Source organism: Lactiplantibacillus mudanjiangensis (assembly GCF_005405385.1).
Taxonomy (GTDB): domain Bacteria; phylum Bacillota; class Bacilli; order Lactobacillales; family Lactobacillaceae; genus Lactiplantibacillus; species Lactiplantibacillus mudanjiangensis.
This window is the reverse complement of sequence record NZ_BJDY01000004.1, coordinates 553137-569558: the sequence shown is the minus strand read 5'-3', so window position 1 is coordinate 569558 and position 16422 is coordinate 553137. Positions and strand designations below refer to the sequence as shown.

General features: G+C 42.2%; 20 protein-coding genes. 4 read left to right on the top strand and 16 right to left on the bottom strand.

What is annotated here, in order from left to right:
- The first annotated feature begins 261 nt into the window (after positions 1–261).
- Positions 262–507, top strand: coding sequence for a type II toxin-antitoxin system Phd/YefM family antitoxin (locus FFM84_RS11005; protein ID WP_165444240.1), 246 nt, complete (start codon positions 262–264; stop codon positions 505–507).
- A 66-nt stretch (positions 508–573) separates the two neighbouring features.
- Here FFM84_RS11005 and FFM84_RS11000 read toward each other — a convergent pair whose 3' ends face one another.
- Entirely contained in the window at positions 574–1347 is a 774-nt protein-coding gene (locus tag FFM84_RS11000; protein WP_130845301.1) for an ABC transporter permease, read from the bottom strand.
- Positions 1348–1368: 21 nt separating this feature from the next.
- On the bottom strand, positions 1369–2304 hold the full coding sequence (locus FFM84_RS10995; RefSeq protein ID WP_130845300.1) for an ATP-binding cassette domain-containing protein: 936 nt from the start codon (positions 2302–2304) through the stop codon (positions 1369–1371).
- 153 nt (positions 2305–2457) lie between these two features.
- On the opposite strand from FFM84_RS10995, the gene FFM84_RS10990 reads away from it, so the two are divergent.
- Both FFM84_RS10990 and FFM84_RS10985 read left to right on the top strand, forming a co-directional pair.
- Entirely contained in the window at positions 2458–2967 is a 510-nt protein-coding gene (locus tag FFM84_RS10990; protein ID WP_130845299.1) for a MarR family winged helix-turn-helix transcriptional regulator, read from the top strand.
- Positions 2968–3096: 129 nt separating this feature from the next.
- Positions 3097–3411: a SemiSWEET family transporter gene (locus FFM84_RS10985; RefSeq protein WP_130845298.1), complete on the top strand. Its 315-nt coding sequence runs from the start codon at positions 3097–3099 to the stop codon at positions 3409–3411.
- 20 nt (positions 3412–3431) lie between these two features.
- On the opposite strand, the gene FFM84_RS10980 is transcribed toward FFM84_RS10985, so the two are convergent.
- A complete protein-coding gene (locus FFM84_RS10980) occupies positions 3432–4679 on the bottom strand; it encodes an MFS transporter (protein ID WP_130845297.1) in 1248 nt (415 codons plus the stop codon).
- A gap of 138 nt (positions 4680–4817) precedes the next feature.
- Entirely contained in the window at positions 4818–6296 is a 1479-nt protein-coding gene (gene vprA, locus FFM84_RS10975) for a vinyl phenol reductase (RefSeq protein WP_130845296.1), read from the bottom strand.
- Positions 6297–6455: 159 nt separating this feature from the next.
- Here vprA and FFM84_RS10970 point away from each other — a divergent pair, with 159 nt between their 5' ends.
- Positions 6456–7343: a LysR family transcriptional regulator gene (locus FFM84_RS10970; RefSeq protein WP_130845295.1), complete on the top strand. Its 888-nt coding sequence runs from the start codon at positions 6456–6458 to the stop codon at positions 7341–7343.
- Between the two features lie 48 nt (positions 7344–7391).
- Here the strand turns inward: FFM84_RS10970 and FFM84_RS10965 are convergent, their stop codons facing one another.
- The 12 genes from FFM84_RS10965 to FFM84_RS10910 form a co-directional block, all read right to left on the bottom strand.
- Positions 7392–7643, bottom strand: coding sequence for a CsbD family protein (locus tag FFM84_RS10965; protein ID WP_130845294.1), 252 nt, complete (start codon positions 7641–7643; stop codon positions 7392–7394).
- Between the two features lie 147 nt (positions 7644–7790).
- Positions 7791–8324, bottom strand: a complete 534-nt coding sequence (locus tag FFM84_RS10960) for a hypothetical protein (protein WP_130845293.1) — start codon at positions 8322–8324, stop codon at positions 7791–7793.
- Positions 8325–8361: 37 nt separating this feature from the next.
- On the bottom strand, positions 8362–9129 hold the full coding sequence (locus FFM84_RS10955) for a spore germination YkwD domain-containing protein (RefSeq protein ID WP_130845292.1): 768 nt from the start codon (positions 9127–9129) through the stop codon (positions 8362–8364).
- A complete protein-coding gene (locus FFM84_RS10950) occupies positions 9129–10175 on the bottom strand; it encodes a CAP domain-containing protein (RefSeq protein ID WP_130845291.1) in 1047 nt (348 codons plus the stop codon). The genes FFM84_RS10955 and FFM84_RS10950 overlap by 1 nt, the downstream gene beginning before the upstream one ends.
- Before the next feature lie 26 nt (positions 10176–10201).
- Positions 10202–10729 carry a hypothetical protein gene (locus tag FFM84_RS10945; protein WP_130845290.1) on the bottom strand — a complete coding sequence of 176 codons (528 nt, stop codon included), beginning with the start codon at positions 10727–10729 and terminating at the stop codon, positions 10202–10204.
- 23 nt (positions 10730–10752) lie between these two features.
- Positions 10753–11292 (bottom strand): hypothetical protein, encoded by a 540-nt coding sequence (locus tag FFM84_RS10940; protein ID WP_130845289.1) that lies wholly within the window; start codon positions 11290–11292, stop codon positions 10753–10755.
- A 406-nt stretch (positions 11293–11698) separates the two neighbouring features.
- On the bottom strand, positions 11699–12184 hold the full coding sequence (locus FFM84_RS10935; RefSeq protein ID WP_130845288.1) for a hypothetical protein: 486 nt from the start codon (positions 12182–12184) through the stop codon (positions 11699–11701).
- 104 nt (positions 12185–12288) lie between these two features.
- Entirely contained in the window at positions 12289–12888 is a 600-nt protein-coding gene (locus FFM84_RS10930; protein WP_130845287.1) for an Ig-like domain-containing protein, read from the bottom strand.
- A gap of 157 nt (positions 12889–13045) precedes the next feature.
- Complete coding sequence (locus tag FFM84_RS10925; RefSeq protein ID WP_165444241.1) at positions 13046–13633, bottom strand: RloB family protein; 588 nt, start codon at positions 13631–13633, stop codon at positions 13046–13048.
- Entirely contained in the window at positions 13626–14849 is a 1224-nt protein-coding gene (locus tag FFM84_RS10920) for an AAA family ATPase (RefSeq protein ID WP_130845285.1), read from the bottom strand. Before FFM84_RS10920 ends, FFM84_RS10925 begins: the two co-directional genes overlap by 8 nt.
- Positions 14850–14942: 93 nt before the next feature.
- Positions 14943–15362, bottom strand: coding sequence for a GNAT family N-acetyltransferase (locus FFM84_RS10915; protein ID WP_130845284.1), 420 nt, complete (start codon positions 15360–15362; stop codon positions 14943–14945).
- A gap of 102 nt (positions 15363–15464) precedes the next feature.
- The gene (locus FFM84_RS10910) at positions 15465–16319 is read right to left on the bottom strand and encodes a hypothetical protein (RefSeq protein ID WP_130845283.1); all 855 of its coding nucleotides are present in this window, start codon (positions 16317–16319) and stop codon (positions 15465–15467) included.
- Positions 16320–16422 lie beyond the last annotated feature (103 nt).

The window sequence follows — 16422 nt, the reverse complement described above, 5'->3', positions numbered from 1 at the left end:
GTCCAGCCAAAAAGCGGTCTGAACCGTCGTTTTGAACCACCAGCCCCGTGTTTCAAAAGCGCTGGACTCTAAGCGATAAATCGCTAACAGTCCCCACGGCTGGGCTCGATGTGACCTCACTCTCGGTTATTATAACGAGTCCTAGATCGATTGGTGTTCGCAATCTACTGCACCGATCAAGTTACTTTTTCAATCACCAAGGCCTTTACATTGCGTACCGACTGTAGTTAGTTATACTTTGACTAAAGGCTGGTGATAATGATGCACACAATTACTGTCATAGATTTAAAAAAACATTTAGATAAACACTTAAAAGACGTTATCGATAATTCCACTCCTCTGCTTGTGAGAACTGATGACACTAACGATGTGGTCATTTTATCCATTAAAGACTACGATGCATTAGTTGAAACTATTAAAATTTCAACTAATACTCAGCTAATCAGAAAAATCAAACGTGGCGATGCTCAAATTAACGCCACAATTTCTAGCAATACATCTAATTGAAACAACCAATTATAAACGGCATCATTCCGATATTTCTGGAATGATGCCGTTTACCTTGTTATTAACCTAATTACGGTTATAAGCCCAGACCGTCAGTGGCGCGAAAACTACCACAATCCCAATCCCAAAGACAAAGACCAACAACGCTTCATGCGTTAAGCTCCCCGTTGCTAAGATCTGTCGAATCGCCGTAATCACGTACGTCACTGGATTTAAATTTGCAATGACTTGCATGAACTTTGGCAACGTCTTAATTGGAATAAAGGCGTTGGACATGAACGACAACCCCATCATTAAAATCATCGAAAAGCTTTGAACCGTCGTGGCACTCTTCGCCAATAACCCAAGTAACGCAAACATCCAGGATAAGGCCCAGCCAGTAAAAATGGCTAATACCGCGCTCACGATCACCCAACCTAGCCCAGCTGCTGGGTGCCATCCCATCAAATAACCAGTCGCTAACGAGGCAACCGCAGCAACTAACAACCGTAGCACATCCGCAAATAGTTGCCCCGCTAACGGTGCAATGTGCGCCATCGGTAATGATTTAAAACGATCAAAGACCCCTGAATCCAAATCTTCACGAATTTGTGAACCCGAACCAGACGCCGCCGACAGCATCGTTTGAATTAAAATTCCCGGGACGATCGTTGGCAGATAAGCACTCACCCCACCCGCAATGGCACCACCAAATAAATACCCAAACAATAACATAAACATCACCGGTTGGATGATCACATCCATAAAGCGATCCGGATTATGCAAGGTTTTCAACAAGTTACGATACGCCATGGTGGCCGTATTCATGATTAAGTTACCGCGATGCGTTTGTACATCCATGATTAATTTCCTCCGACTTTCTTAATTCTTGCCAACAGTTAAGTCCATGAAGACATCATCTAAAGATGGTTCTTGAACGGTCAAATGACTAATCGCTACCTTAGCCTGTTGTAATGCCGTTAATACCGGCGTTAATTGAGCAACTTGATCTAGGGTCACGCTAAGTTGTTGGCCTGCACGTTGAACCACAGCTTTTAACTGAGTCGTAACTAATTTCACCGCAGTGGCTACCTGCTTAGGTTGATCAACCGTAAACGTCAATGTCGTCCCACCAACTTGTTGTTTCAATTCAGCAGGTGTCCCAATTTTAACTAACTGTCCATGATCAATCACCGCAATTCGATCGGCCAAAGCATCGGCTTCATCTAAGTATTGCGTGGTTAAGACAATCGTCGAGCCTTGATCCACCAACTTACGAATCGTGTCCCACATTTGCGTTCGAGTTCGTGGGTCTAACCCGGTCGTTGGTTCATCTAAAAAAATCAATGCCGGTCGGGTAATCAAGCTCACCGCTAAATCTAATCGGCGTCGCATCCCACCAGAAAAGTCCTTCAACGCTTTGTCTGCTGAATCGACTAATGAAAACTCGGTTAACAATTCTGTTGTACGTTGTTTCGATTCGGCACGCGATAATCCATTCAAACGTGAGAAAATCATCAAGTTTTCCCTGGCTGAAATATCCTCATCAACCGATGCATACTGACCGGTTAGCCCAAACATTGAACGTGCTAACCGCCCTTCTTTAGCAGTATCATGTCCAAAAATAGTCACACTGCCTTGATCGATTTTCAATAATGTTGTGATCATTCGTAGCGTGGTTGTCTTCCCCGCACCATTCGGACCCAACAAACCGAATACTTCACCAGTACCGACTGTAAACGACACGTCATCAACCGCGACTTTATCACCAAACCGTTTCGTTAAATGGCTCACTTCAATTGCATTCATCTTTCTCATTGCCAAGTCCTCTTTTGCTTTTTTAAATATTAATCAGGTTACCTGATGAAAATATCATAAGGTCCCCTGATTAATTTGTCAACAACTTTATTCAGGTCCCCTGACTGTATTTTTAAATCAAAGCCGGTATAATGGCTCTAGGAGGACAAAAAAATGCCAAATTTACTTAAACAAAAAAACGCGGCCGGCAAGCTCATTGAGTTTGGCATGGTCCGCCATATCGCTGATGATCTTGCCCATCGTGAACATGATGATCACCGCTCTATCTTTCAAGGCCAAGGCAAAATTTTATTAGCACTATCACAAACCGATGGCCTTTCACAAAAAGAGTTGGCCACTAGACTCAATCTAACGGCCCAATCGACCGCCGAATTTGTGAATAAACTCGTTAAAAAACACTTAGTGACTAAAGAAAAGTCAACCGTTGACCGCCGCGTGACCATCATTCGTCTAACTGATTTGGGTCGGCAAACGGCTAGCAAAGAGTCAGCTAAGATTCCTGATTTTTTGACAGTTTTAAGCGATGAAGAACTCGATCAATTTACCACTATTCTAACGAAAATTAATGAGAGCCTTTATGATGAAATCAAAACGGCTAATCCGAGTTGGGTCAACAAATTCCATCAAACCATTTCCGATCATTTGCGTGATTGGTTTATGTAGTCAAAAACACCTGCCGAAATCAGTCGACAGGTGTTTTTTTGACTCGTAATTGAAAACGAATTCAACTTCACTTTGGTTGAAATCACCCTTTTTTCAGTGTTAGGCTATTGTTAAGGGAGTTGATGTTTTATTAAATACGATAATGGTGAATACCCGTCTGGCAAAGATGCCGTTGATCCAAAACGGGTTAAACGCCTCAAGTTACTCAGTAAACTAGCCACGATTATGTGCATTTCGATGTATGTCTCTTATATTCCACAAATCATCGATAATTTTTCTGGCAACCCGGTGTCTCCGCTACAACCATTGGTCGCGATGATCAACGCCAGTTTGTGGGTTGGCTACGGCTGGTTCAAGACATATAAAGACTGGCCGGTAATCATTTCGAACTTGCCCGGAATCATTTTCGGACTTGTCACCGTCGTGACGGTTTACATTCACTAATCCAACGCCAACAGTCCGCGTCACTCATTGACGACGGGCTGTTTTTTGATCGTCTGAAACCACCACGTCATGATCCCACCACTCACTAGCAAGACCACCGCGGTACCCAGATAAACACTGCGATACGCCACATGATCAAACAATACTGTATAGATCAGCACACCAATTGGATTTAAAATTTGCGCTACGGTGATCATCAAGGTCGTCAAATGCCCTAGTAACGCATATGGCGCCGCTTTTTGAAAATAAGCAAATAACGGCGGATCACTCAATGCCGTCATGATGCCGGTACTAAAATTAACCACGGCAAACAGCCCTAACAATGGTAGCCATGGCAGTTGCATCAGCCCACCGGCCACAATCATGACGAACCCCATACTGACATAGACCGCTAGCGCAAATCTGAAAATATGCTTCAATGTCACAATGGTGATAATACTGCCGCCCAGAATTAAGCCGACTGAGCTCAATGCCTGAATCGAGCCCGACGTGGCGGCAGTTTGATGGAGTTTGTGCATGACAACATAGGGACTCCCCACTTCAAATGCCACGTAAGTCACATTTAACAGACACGCTGCAATGACCAGAAAACCCAGTCGTTGTTCCTGCCATAAAAACCGCCATGCCGTTTTGAAACTTGCGGCGGTTGACGCGCTATTATCATCGGTTGACTTGGATACTGGGAACGCGTCAAAACTCGTCTGATAAGTCAGCCAGAGCGTGACGATCTCCGTTAACAATTGCACCAATAAGATCCATTTCAACGGCAACCAAGCAAACAACCAGCCGGCAATTGGCGGTGCTAAAATTCCAGCAGTCGAGTTACCGACACTTTGTAGGGCATTTAACCGCTGAACCAGCCGTGGCGGAACCATCGCCTGTACCGAAGCCAAGTATGCAACGGAAAAGCACCGTTCGGCCACATTCATCATGATGCTCACCACCACTGCGGCCAGCAATAGCCCTTGACGCCCACCTGTTAACATTAAATAGCCCTCAAAGCCCAACAAACTCACAATCGTTAAACTATTGCCCAATAATGCAGTTTTTCGATGGCTCCAATTATCGATCAAGCGGGCAATTCCCGGCGCCGTAACTAGACTCACTAATGGGCCAATCAAGACGGACAAGCCAAAACTCAGTGCCGATCCCGTTTGCGCCAATAACTCGTAACCCAGTGCATATGAAAATAACTGCGCACCCAATGCATTCACAATCGCACTGGTGCCCGCCCGAACTAATTGCCGTTGCGCTAATGATCCCCGCATGCTGCCACCCCGTTTCCTCGTTAAGTTACAGCATAGCAATTCAGAGATTAAAATTCAATGATAAAATTAATCTTATGTTCATTTCAAGCTCATCAAAAAACACTTGATCCTAGTTTCTGATCAAGTGTTTCAGTGACGTTATTTAACTGAACGGGTTGCTCGCGTAAAATCAACCGCTTGTTGTCCGGCATGACGACCTGAGTAAAACGCATAACCCACACAAGTCCCCGGCATATTTGGACCATAAGTATCGCCAGTCAAGCCAGCCGCATCGTTACCCGCGGCATAAAGTCCCGGAATCACGTCATTCGTCGCGGCCACAACTTCATTTTGTGGCGTCACTTGTAACCCGCCCATCGTGCAAAAGGCGCCGACGTTTAATTTGAAGCCATAGAATGGTCCGGTAGCTGCAGGTACCATATATTCAGCGGCCTTACCGTACAACCGGTCTTCACCAGTCGCGCAGTCGGCATTATAAGCCTGAACCGTTTGTTGGAGTTGTTCAGCTGGCACACCTAGCTTATCCGCCAATTCAGCAATCGAATCTGCTTTAAAGATAAACGGCTTATTAGCGGCTACGGCGTCATCGATCTCAGCTTGCAGGTGATCCATCTTCGCACCCCGCTTAACGTAAACACCTAAGCCCATCCAATTGCCCTTGGTCGCCATCCGATCAATCATCGCTTGATCAAGTACACTATAAACCGCGCTTTGCGTGTATAGGGCGTTACCGGCATATGAGAAATTATAAACGACAGATTCATCAACAAAGCGTTCACCATGTTCATTGACCCACAGCATCGGTTGTTGCCCAGCGGCGGTATTCATTTGCGACGCCATCATTTTAAAGCTGGGTTCGTCGGGATCTGCTAAGTAACCACCGAACAACATGGCCATTCCAGTCCCATATTGTTTGGCACCAAGTTGCCACGCCATTGATAATCCGTCACCGGTCCCTTTACCTGAACTCACTGGCACTAACCGGGTCGTATCATACGGCGTTAACTTAGCCAATAATTCAGGATTGTTCAAGTAACCACCCGTGGCTAAAATTAGTGACTTCGTAGCCACTGTCGCGGTTTCTTGTGTGGCTTCTGACCGAATGGTTACGCCACTCACAGCACCCGTGGCATCTTGTTGAATATCAATGGCACTAGTCGATGTCAAAAGCTCAACGCCAGCTTTTTCAGCTTGCGGTTGCAAGGCATCTTGAATGACTGCGTGACCCATTCCTTGATAAATATGCCACGTTGCTTCACCGTCACCCATCGCCTGAACGCCTTCGTAAACGACACCTTGGTCTTTGAGCCATTGGACGGTCTCGGCACTGTGATCAATGTATTGCCGCCAAATCCGGGCATCGGCTTTAAATTTCGAATAAGTGACTTCTTCTTTGAGGACGTCAGTACCACTAACCGTAATCCCAGCTTCCTTTTGCAAGTAAGAGTCGACCGCAAATAGCCCCTCGGTATAGTTACTACTACCACCGACATTGCGGCCCTTTTCAAGTAGTAAGACGTTCGCTCCACTTTGACCAGCCGTCACGGCCGCGGAAAAGCCGGCCGCACCAGTCCCGACAACTACGACATCATATTGCGTTTGTTTCGTCATTGACATTTGCATACCCTCCATTAAACTAAGAACTAAGCGCCGTGCGCCTTTGATGTAATCGGATACATTTTTTAATAGCTTCATCGTAAGCCATTTTTAATTGCAAACACAGGCACTAAATATTGCGTGAGGCGCACTTTTTTGACGGCTCAGGAGGACTTAATCATGGATATCAATCGACTACAAACTTTTTTACAAGTCGCCCAATATGGAAGTTTTAAACAAGTTGCTGATCAACAATTCCGATCACAACGAACGATTTCTAAACAGATCACCCAGTTAGAAGCTGAACTAGGCGTCAAACTGGTCGTCCGATCGGCTAATCAAATTGAGTTAACGGCACAAGGTCAATTTTTCCGAAGTGCCGCGCAAGATATCGTCAATAGTTACAGTCATGCCGTCAACGCGTTAACTACATTTGATGCCCAAGCCACGCAAAAACTACGACTGGGGTATTTCTCCGCGTTTGAAGGCACCTTGCTACAAACAGCGCTCTTTCATTTGTTGCAGCAGCAGCCTACCTTACAAGTCACCTTGCAAGAAGCAAGTAATGAACATTTGACTGAAAACTTGTTGCAAGGCAATCTTGATGCGGCGTTGTCGATCAATTATGGTCAACCCGCATTAACGCCGCACTCACCGTTATCCGCGACTGTTATTTACGAAAACACGATGCTGATGGGCGTTAGTCGGTTGAATCCGCTTAGTCAACAAGACCAATTAAGTCCGACTGATTTAACCCAACGTCCCATCCTATACTACAGCCCCGAAAGTTCCGACTTTCTCGGCCGCGGTTTTCGTGCTAGTTTGGCGGCGATGGCGGTTAACACACCGATTCAACGGGTGACCAGTAGTGAACAGATGCAGCTACTCGTAGCGTTGAACCAAGCTTACGCCTTTTATCCCGCTGGTCTGGTGACCCCGACGGATGAAATCAAGTTGATGCCACTCGATGATGCCCGTGCGCAACACTATCAAATCGTCTTACTAACGGACCCTAACAATCACAATCCGGCGTTACCACTTTTGCATCAAAGTTTAGCCACACACTAAAACAAGCGACCAGCCGTTAATTGCTGATCGCTTGTTTTATATTGGTGACTATTCTGACAGCTCGTCTTTAGCTGCCATTAACTTTGATTTGATATCGCCGCGCCCACTTAATAAGTCACCTTTAATTTTAGCTTTCGTATCATCAGTCAGATCACCTTTAAACTGCATGGCTTTCCCACGAAGCTGATCATCTAGCCCACGCCGATGCGCTTCGTCTTCTAAGCGTTCTTTATTGCGCCAGAGCCACAAGCCCCCGGCACCCACAACAATTGCCGTTAAACCTAGTATGATTTTCTTCATGGTTAGTGTCCTCCTGTGAATTGAATAACCTTAATATAACGAATGCTATGGCGTTATTCAAATGATACGCTTATGGTTTGAATTATAATTTATGAATATAAAAAAGAACCGTTTCGTTTTTGAAACGGTTCTCTTTGATAATTGCCATTACTTCACAGTGACTTTTTCGCTTAATCCTGTGACATGGAATGTTTTTACGGTTTTGCCATTCTTTTTAGCAGAACTATAGTAACCGGCTTGAACCGAGATGCTCTTGGCTTTCGGTACCTTAACAGTCTTACTAAATGTCATTGACTTTGTTAGCTTTGCATATTGATTACCTTTATAGGTTTTAATGCGTACATATGTCGCCTGATGCTTTTTAGCCAAATTTGGATTTAAAACTTTTACTTTACCAGTAACCTTAATTGACTTACCTGATTTGTTTTTTGTCGCCTTTAGCTTTGCTGAATCATAACCATACTTATTGTACGGCAATGTTGCTTCCCATGCTGCGTACGCTTCTGGCGTGTAATACTTTCCATCAACCGTAAAATAATGCGTGCCATCGGATGACGTGGTTTCGGAAATGTTATAGACTTTGGCACTTGCTTGAGCGTTTGCTGATACTATTGATAATGTTCCGGCTAATGTACCAGCAACAGTCAAACTTAAAATTAAGCGTTTCATGAGCTTTTTCATTTATTTCGACTCCTAATCAATATATTGAGAATAATGTTTAGTAATAACGATTGGTCAGTAACATTGTATAGGTTTTCCCATTTACTTCGAACCAGCTAATCCCAATCTTGGACGTTTCAGGTTGTAAAATATCGGCGCCTTTATAATCTACCTGCCTATTTCCAATAATCATAAATGTATCAATTGCAAATTGGCACATGTTTTTACTACTCTTCAAGTCATACTTGCTTGTAATTGGTGCAAAGGTTGAAAATAATTCATCAGTTGGTAAGCCAACTTTTCCAGACTCAACCCCAAATGCATCATTGTCGACATCATAATCTGATCCAGATTTTTTAAACCAAACCTTATATTGCTTAAGTAACGCCATTCGATTTGGATCTAAGCTAACGGGTTTCATGCCTTTAGCTGCACGATACTTATTAGTTTGTTTAAGAAATTGGTTGGCCATCGCTGAATTCATAGACGCTACTGAAGGGGCAATCTTCCCCGCTTTTAAATAGCCACGCCACAACCAGCCTTGCACCTTTTTACTATCAATATAGTAAAATACCTTTTTCTTACCATTTTGCTTCAATGTCGCATGTTTAGTGACATACAGCGTTGTGTTCTGATAAGTTTTGGCCTTAGCCCGTACCTTATTTAAGGCAGTTGACGTATAAATGTTACCTTTATTAGCATGATAAGCGGTCCGTTTTACTGTAGTGATCTTGGCTGCTTGTGCTGTCGTTTCACTCATCGTGACAATTCCAATCGCACTCACACTGACCACAATCATCAGTAATCGTTGTCTCCATTTAGTCATTAGTAGAAGCCCCCCTGCACTTTCAGATCAAATAATCTCGTTTTATATGAAATGTCTGACTGATTTTCAACGTTAGAAATTTTGACCGTATAAGAATGATTAACCTTTACTTGACTCTTCTTCGGTACAAAATATACAGTGGTACCATAATAACCGTACGATTCATCGCCAGTACCGATATGCGATACTTTGACTTTCTTTTTAGCCGTATTGTCATAAACACTGATTACTGGTTTTATTCCGGTACTGCCAACATAATGATCATCTGGATATGAAACGGCCCATGGTGCACCTGCTTTAACTAATCCATAGGGCATTAAACCCGCCCGTGGAAACATTAATTTTTTCAAGGTTGTGGTTGCTTGGTTATTATCGACATCAAACACTCGCAAGTCATTATATTTGCCAGCCTGACCGACACCAACTTTATCAATAGCACCAAGTAACCACATACGGTGACCCGGATTCAAGCTAACCTGATTACCATCGTCACTTAAGTAACCAGTTACGACATCATATGGCGAGGTCACACCTTCTGCTAAGTTACTCTGAAGAGTTGCATCTGCGCCAAGTTTCCAGTTAGCCTTTGATATGAATGATGGGCGCTTAATCCCGACAAGCCCATGTGATAAACCTTTATCGGCGGCGGCCAATGTCGCAGCCCCATATTGCGCGGAAGTATTCCACTCACTATTCGCCGTAACATTGCTCAAGCCAACCATGTTACGGTAAAAATTAATCCAATTGACCGTACGATTAACATAACTGGAACTAAGCTTGCCGGCACGAAACTTTTTTTTCACAATTGGTTTTTGTGCGTACATGCCTTTGGTACTAGTTCCAATCTTCTTGGCTTGATTCCGGTAACTCGTCACTTGTGCCCATTGGCTAGCCGTATAATGTTTTCTTTCAGCCTTAGCCTGCTTGGCCTTTTTCTGCGCTTTAGTCAGTTTAGCTTGTGCTGGCAGTGATGGCGCTAGCATCGTCGTCGTTACGCCTAATGTCGTTGCCACCATCGCCACGCTGATTAGTTTTGCGAATTTCATTTGTTGTGCTCCTCCAAAGACAATGGTTACTTATTATCTAAATTCCATAAATGCTTAGCCATGACTTTAGATGGACTATAGATATACCACATACCCCCGCTAGCAGCCAAAGTTACTTTCAAAACCTTTACTTTTTTCCCTTTATAAGTTCTAGTTGTCACTTGATAGGACCCACGATCTTTCTTATCAAGCGCATAATAAGCTGGCCAGTCCTGCATAACGACCTTGTTACCACTCTTATAAGCAAACATCCATTTATGTGGATTCTTAGTAAAGTCCTTCGTTGCAGTGGCTTTTTTATTTAAATCTAATTGATGCATCGTCAAACTATAGTTACGACCATCACCATGGTTTATTAATTTTTTAGCTGAGATTTTTTGAGAAAGATATTTTCCTTGTTCATAATGGTACCAAGTCCCACGAAATTGCTTAGGGATCGTCTTTAGCGACATCTTCGTCTTAGCCTGTGCTGTAAGATTAGGTGTAGCGACAACCATTGCACCAGCTAAACTCGTCGCAACCATCATTGCACTAATCATTTTTGTTAATTTCATTAGTTCCGCCTCCAAAGTTAACCCTACTTCTTATTATCCAAATTCCATAAATGCTTTGCCATGGCTTTTGATGGACTGTAAATGTACCAAGTACCAGAATTAGTTGGCGTATTCTTAATAACTTTTACTTTTTTACCTTTATAATTGCGTGTTGTCATCGAATACGTACTACGATATTTTGGTCCCTCAAAATAGGCGTCCCAACTATCCATAATATATTTTGAGCCAGACTTATAAGCAAACATCCATTTATGTGGATTATTTATATTGGTTTTAGTATTACTAATTCCTTTACTCAAATCAAACTGATGAATTGTCAGACTCTGATTGTAATGAGAGGCAGCACCCTTTTCTCGAGTTTTGAGCGTTGTCGCCGAGATTTTTTGATACATATACCCACTACTTTTTTCGTAATGATACCAAGTCCCACGAAATTTCTTAGGAATCGTCTTCAACGACATCTTCGTCTTAGCCTGTGCCGTCACAGCTGGTGTCACCATCGTTGCTGTTGTTCCTAACGTGGTCGCAATCATCATTGCACTAACTACCTTTAAAATTTTCATCCAATATTCCTCCATTTCGATAGCTGCTCCAACAGCTATCCTAAATTCAAAAAACTACTCCAATTACCTTAATACTTGTTTTTTCAACAACAACCTAGCCAACTCACGGATCTGTCAAATCCATAGCTAAATCATCGCCACCTAACATCACCGACCTCTATTCATTTTGCTCGTGTTCAGTCCCCATACGCCTTAACACCAACCACGAACTAACGGGCCTATCATACCAAAACACCGCGACACCTTATGTCGTTTTAGACTAGTTAAGCAAACTTTTTTTAAAGTTTTTTTCTAGCACAAAAAAACTCGCAAAAGACATAATCTTTTGTGAGTTTTCGTTAACCTAATTTTACAGACAACTAAATAACACCACTGCTATTTTCGAAAATGGTCAAAATCACCTCGCTTACAACCCAACATCAACTTTCAACTGTTTTTGAACGGCTTGTCGTTGCTTAGTTGTTTTGCCCAAACGCTGTGCCAATTTGGCGTTCACATTAAACAACCATTGTCGACTAGATTTGTGCTTCAATTGCCCTAACTGTCCTGTCAAAGCTTGTAGGCTGGTTTGATTCATCTCACCATCAAGTTGCTTAAGCGTCGTTCGTACCGTGACCAGTTGACTTTTAGCGGCCGTCACTTGAGACTTTCCAGTTAACACTTGTTGTAACTCTTTTTCAGCCGCAGTCAGTTGTTTGATTTGAATCAACTGCGTCCGTGTTACCGGCACGCCGGCATAGGTCACCTTAGTTTCGGCTAAAGTCCAAGACAGCGTGATCACCGCGATTAAAATCAATAGCATCGGCTGGTTCACTCGTCGTTGTTGATGCTTTTGCCAGCCTAACCAGCCAATTAGACTAATGCCAATTAATCCCCCAATAATTACTCGCAAATTTATCTCCCCCCTAAGTTATTAATCATATCAAGCTACGTAAAAGCGCACAACTTCATAAAAAAAGCTTGTCAAAAATATTAGTTTTTGACAAGCACTGATAGTTACTGCAAACTATCGAGGACCAATTTCATGCCCTCATATTTACTTTTCAATAAGTTCAACTGTTGTTGTGCTTCGGCATTCGCCTGAACAGCTTGATTTAAAGCTTGATGGGCCTGTTTAAGATTAGGATCAGCCTCACCCATAGATTCAGAATCTTCTAACGATGCTAATTCTTGCCGTTTTTCTGCAATCATCGCATCATTAGCATCCAGTTGTTTTTGTAGCTTTTTAATTTTTTTCAACCCTCGATTAACCTCTTTGCGCGCTTGTGCCACGTCATCGACTACACCATTAAATGGGATCGTTTTGGTCTGATACCCTTTTTTACTAATCTTGAATTTGAAATTGGTTCGTCTGAGATCTCGTTTGACTTTAATTTTAAACTTACCCTTTGAATTTGCTCGATTATGTCCTAAAACCTGTCCTTTATTGGTTAAAACCTTCACAGTAGCTCGGCCAGTTGTTTGACCGGTAACCGTCCGCTTCGTGACTTTTACGTGTTGGATCGACCTTAGTGTTTTGGTTTGCGCCTGCCCTTGTAGACCACCGCCAAATATCAACAAGATGACAAGTAACCCGATTTGAATCCCCTTTTTCATTTCCCCGACCTCCATTAATTAGTTAGCTCCGCTAAGATCATAGCATGGACATTAAAACGCTTTCAATAATCAAAATCATCAGCGTCGTTTATTCTGACAACAAAAAGCCCGTCAAATTTTTTTGACGGGCAAACGTAGGACATCTAATCGAAACAAATTAAGCAATCACTGTATCAACAATACGACCAATATTTGTCGCTTGTTGCTCGGTCGTAATCGTCACAATTTTTTTAGTATGATCAATCGCTTGATAGACTTTATCATCAGCTAAAATATGTTCCATTTGCCGACTATTTCCCTTAATATAAGTGGTACCCAAAACTTTAGATAACTTTTGGTTCAAAACAACTTGGCTTTCAATTCTTGATGTCATGACTTGATAATGTGCCAGTAACCAAACTTCAAAGGAACGGTTAGAAAAGCCCAATTGACATGTCATCATCTTTTGACTCAACCGGTCAGCTTTTTTCATCATCTGATTAATCTTTTGTTTGGTAAAATCATCTTTATCAAAAATAATAAAGACTTGTGTATGGTCATCCGGTCGAAGCCTAGGATCGTTTTTCATCATACTACTTGCTTTATCGACCCAATCAAGACCACTAGCATCCATAATTTTAATAGTTTTAGCGGCCGCTAATCGATAATGCTGTGACAAAGCTTCAAAAAAGACTTTCTCTGTTTTTCCCTCAACAAAGAAAAAAATTCGCGGTTTTAGTTGCCTTTTTTTCCGATCTCTACTCATTCTCCTCCAAAGCCTCCAAAAGTAACTTTTGATTGATGAGTTGAGTTGCCCCATAAACGCCTTCTAAATAGCGCTTTTTATAATTAAAATCACTCCGCTTTAACGCTGGGTCGTCAAAATCAAAGATACTGAATAGTTCACTTTCGCCAAACCGATTTTTTTCAGCAAACCAGATTTGGTCTTGGCGTAAATCAGCATCCATCAACGACAATTCATGCGTCGTCAAAATAAATTGATTGGTTTGATTTTTATTGTTAATTAATGACAGTAACGCTTGTGCTAATTCTAAGTGATAAGAGCGATCAAATTCGTCAATTAACAAGGTTTTTTCACTATTGCTCAAAATATAGAGTGCTAAAAACATGAACACTTTAGTCCCCGTACTCTCGTTATCGAAATAGACTGGAAAAGTACCTTGTTGCGCGTTATGAATCGAATAAACATCATATGCGGTTGAATTCATAAAAGTAAAATCTTCATCTGCTGCACCGGTCGCAATCAGACGCTTCATCACTGATTCAGGTATTGAAACAGATTCCTGACGCTCACGGACTTCAACATCATGAATATTAAAATCAGCTGCTTGTAGAAAGTGTAAAAATTTGCTTTTAAAAGTCGCATCCTGCAGTAACTTAAATTTATCGTTTCTGATTCTATCTGTATTAACAATGATCAGATCCTCGACAAACCATTTATAAGCTAGCTTTGACTGCTGCTCATTATTCTGTTGCGCAAAATACAGCAGTAGTTGATTCTTACGGATATTATCACTCACAACCGCTAACTGTGGCGGTAACTGATCAAAACTTTGCCGATTTCGTTTGAATACAACCTGTTCATCGACAGACAACGCTTCATAAACAACTTCATCAACAGTGTAGTCTAAAATATAGTTATATTGGTATTGCGCGTCACTAAATGTTATTTCAAACCTAGTACTAGCTTGATTATAGCCAAACGTATCAGTTTTCAATGGTTGTAGCTCATCCGTAGTTGGATTAACAATCAGCCATTTCAACATGACTAACGCATTGATCAAGTTAGTTTTCCCATTGGCATTGGCGCCAAACAGTAACGCTGATTTTAATAAACGTTCATGCTTGGTTTGAATCGTATTGGCGGTCTGATATTTCCGTAGTCTTTTACCAGTCTCCATCGAAAAATCCTGTTCATTTTTAAAAGATCGATAGTTACTTACTTTAAAATCAACTAGCATTGGATCCTCCCTTAAAAACGTTTTTTCGTTTTTAACTCTTTTATTATCCAAATATTACCGTGAATAGTCAATCATTATGTCTATTTTTGGTTATCATCGTGCTAAATTAATAATCGGATATGGTCGCCCATCACCATCAACGGCAGCTTGGGACACAATTTTGAATCCTTGTCGTTGATAAAAGGCTAAGGCCCCTGGATTTTGCGCATTGACGGTCACCCTTTTGATATTTCCTAACTGCTGGATAATCTGCTGCCCATAGCCACGACGAAAATACGCCGGGTCAAGAAATAACATCACGAGTTCGGTCCCTGATGTACCTGAAAAACCAACGATGGCGTCATCTAGTTGCCATTTTAACAATGTCACTTGGTCAAAGTACTGTGGCAGATTCTGCTTAATCGTCTGCCGATCAATCGGATGTAAAAAATGATGTGTTGCTAATACCGACCGTTCCCACAGGGAAATCAATTCTGGATAATCAGTCAACCTTGCTGGATAAGCTATTAACATCCGTTCACGCTCCAATTTAAAAGATACGGTTAGCTTAGCATGCCAAATAAAAACGCGCCAGCAGACTGAGCCAACGCGTTCATTGTTTGGTTCATTGTTTGGTTAATTGCTTGGATAAACCACGTCAGTCATCATGAAGAAGTCATGACCATTGATTTGATACTGGGCAGCCATGTCAATATGATCCACCGCCGTCGGATTAACCGATGAATAAATAATCGTTGCTGAAGACCGATACCGGCGTTTAATCGTCGTTACGTATTGTTGCGTACCCGTCTTGCTAACGCGGTCATTCAGTTTGCTAGCAATTGATTTTTGCGTATATAGTGCCGTGGTCCCATGACTGGGCACCCGTTTAACTTTGGTAATCTTCGCCGAGACTGTTGGCACTGGTTCCCCCGCCGTACTGAGTAGTCGCGCTTTGGCGTAATATTCCAAATAGCCATCAGCGGTCACATACACCCGTTGCGTCCAGTTATCCTTACTACCATTAAAGTTATCCGGTACTTTTATACCAGGATATAAATTACCATCGGCCGTCCGGTTACGTTCAATATTAGTCGGATACGTTTTTTGCGTCGTATAGTATTGGACGTATTGTGGCACTTTTACCTTTTTAAAATTAACCGTTGACGCCAAGATCCGCTTCGTCGTATAACGGGCATGTTTGCCACGTAAATGGTAACTCAAACGTGACATATCGATGGTGACGTATTGCTTGCCGCTCTTATCATTAGGCTTATTGTTCTGCGTGACTTCCACGATCGTATCCTTAGGAATCGTGAAACTTTTCGTTGTACTAAATTGTTCATTAACTTTGATCGTCCGTTGGGTTTTCACAAAATTATGATTGGTCCGTCCAACCTTGACATAGGTCGTTGCCGCATTAGCATTCGTCATCGCTAAGCTAAGCCCCGCTAACACACCCAAACTAACTAAAATTCCCCGTAACTTCATTAAAAATGCCTCCCTAGTTTGACCTTTTCAGTATAGCAGTAAATAACAGCTTGTTTAATCCCCCAGATTTTTGGCAATTACGTTTGCCGTTTTACCTAAATTA

Bases quoted from the DNA above. Each gene is read 5' to 3' on its own strand.
- FFM84_RS11005 (WP_165444240.1), top strand. From the start codon at position 262: ATGCACACAATTACTGTCATAGATTTAAAAAAACATTTAGATAAACAC.
- FFM84_RS11000 (WP_130845301.1), bottom strand. From the start codon at position 1,347: ATGGATGTACAAACGCATCGCGGTAACTTAATCATGAATACGGCCACC.
- FFM84_RS10995 (WP_130845300.1), bottom strand. From the start codon at position 2,304: ATGAGAAAGATGAATGCAATTGAAGTGAGCCATTTAACGAAACGGTTT.
- FFM84_RS10990 (WP_130845299.1), top strand. From the start codon at position 2,458: ATGCCAAATTTACTTAAACAAAAAAACGCGGCCGGCAAGCTCATTGAG.
- FFM84_RS10980 (WP_130845297.1), bottom strand. From the start codon at position 4,679: ATGCGGGGATCATTAGCGCAACGGCAATTAGTTCGGGCGGGCACCAGT.
- vprA (WP_130845296.1), bottom strand. From the start codon at position 6,296: ATGTCAATGACGAAACAAACGCAATATGATGTCGTAGTTGTCGGGACT.
- FFM84_RS10970 (WP_130845295.1), top strand. From the start codon at position 6,456: ATGGATATCAATCGACTACAAACTTTTTTACAAGTCGCCCAATATGGA.
- FFM84_RS10965 (WP_130845294.1), bottom strand. From the start codon at position 7,643: ATGAAGAAAATCATACTAGGTTTAACGGCAATTGTTGTGGGTGCCGGG.
- FFM84_RS10960 (WP_130845293.1), bottom strand. From the start codon at position 8,324: ATGAAAAAGCTCATGAAACGCTTAATTTTAAGTTTGACTGTTGCTGGT.
- FFM84_RS10955 (WP_130845292.1), bottom strand. From the start codon at position 9,129: ATGACTAAATGGAGACAACGATTACTGATGATTGTGGTCAGTGTGAGT.
- FFM84_RS10950 (WP_130845291.1), bottom strand. From the start codon at position 10,175: ATGAAATTCGCAAAACTAATCAGCGTGGCGATGGTGGCAACGACATTA.
- FFM84_RS10945 (WP_130845290.1), bottom strand. From the start codon at position 10,729: ATGAAATTAACAAAAATGATTAGTGCAATGATGGTTGCGACGAGTTTA.
- FFM84_RS10940 (WP_130845289.1), bottom strand. From the start codon at position 11,292: ATGAAAATTTTAAAGGTAGTTAGTGCAATGATGATTGCGACCACGTTA.
- FFM84_RS10930 (WP_130845287.1), bottom strand. From the start codon at position 12,888: ATGAAAAAGGGGATTCAAATCGGGTTACTTGTCATCTTGTTGATATTT.
- FFM84_RS10925 (WP_165444241.1), bottom strand. From the start codon at position 13,633: ATGAGTAGAGATCGGAAAAAAAGGCAACTAAAACCGCGAATTTTTTTC.
- FFM84_RS10920 (WP_130845285.1), bottom strand. From the start codon at position 14,849: ATGCTAGTTGATTTTAAAGTAAGTAACTATCGATCTTTTAAAAATGAA.
- FFM84_RS10915 (WP_130845284.1), bottom strand. From the start codon at position 15,362: ATGTTAATAGCTTATCCAGCAAGGTTGACTGATTATCCAGAATTGATT.
- FFM84_RS10910 (WP_130845283.1), bottom strand. From the start codon at position 16,319: ATGAAGTTACGGGGAATTTTAGTTAGTTTGGGTGTGTTAGCGGGGCTT.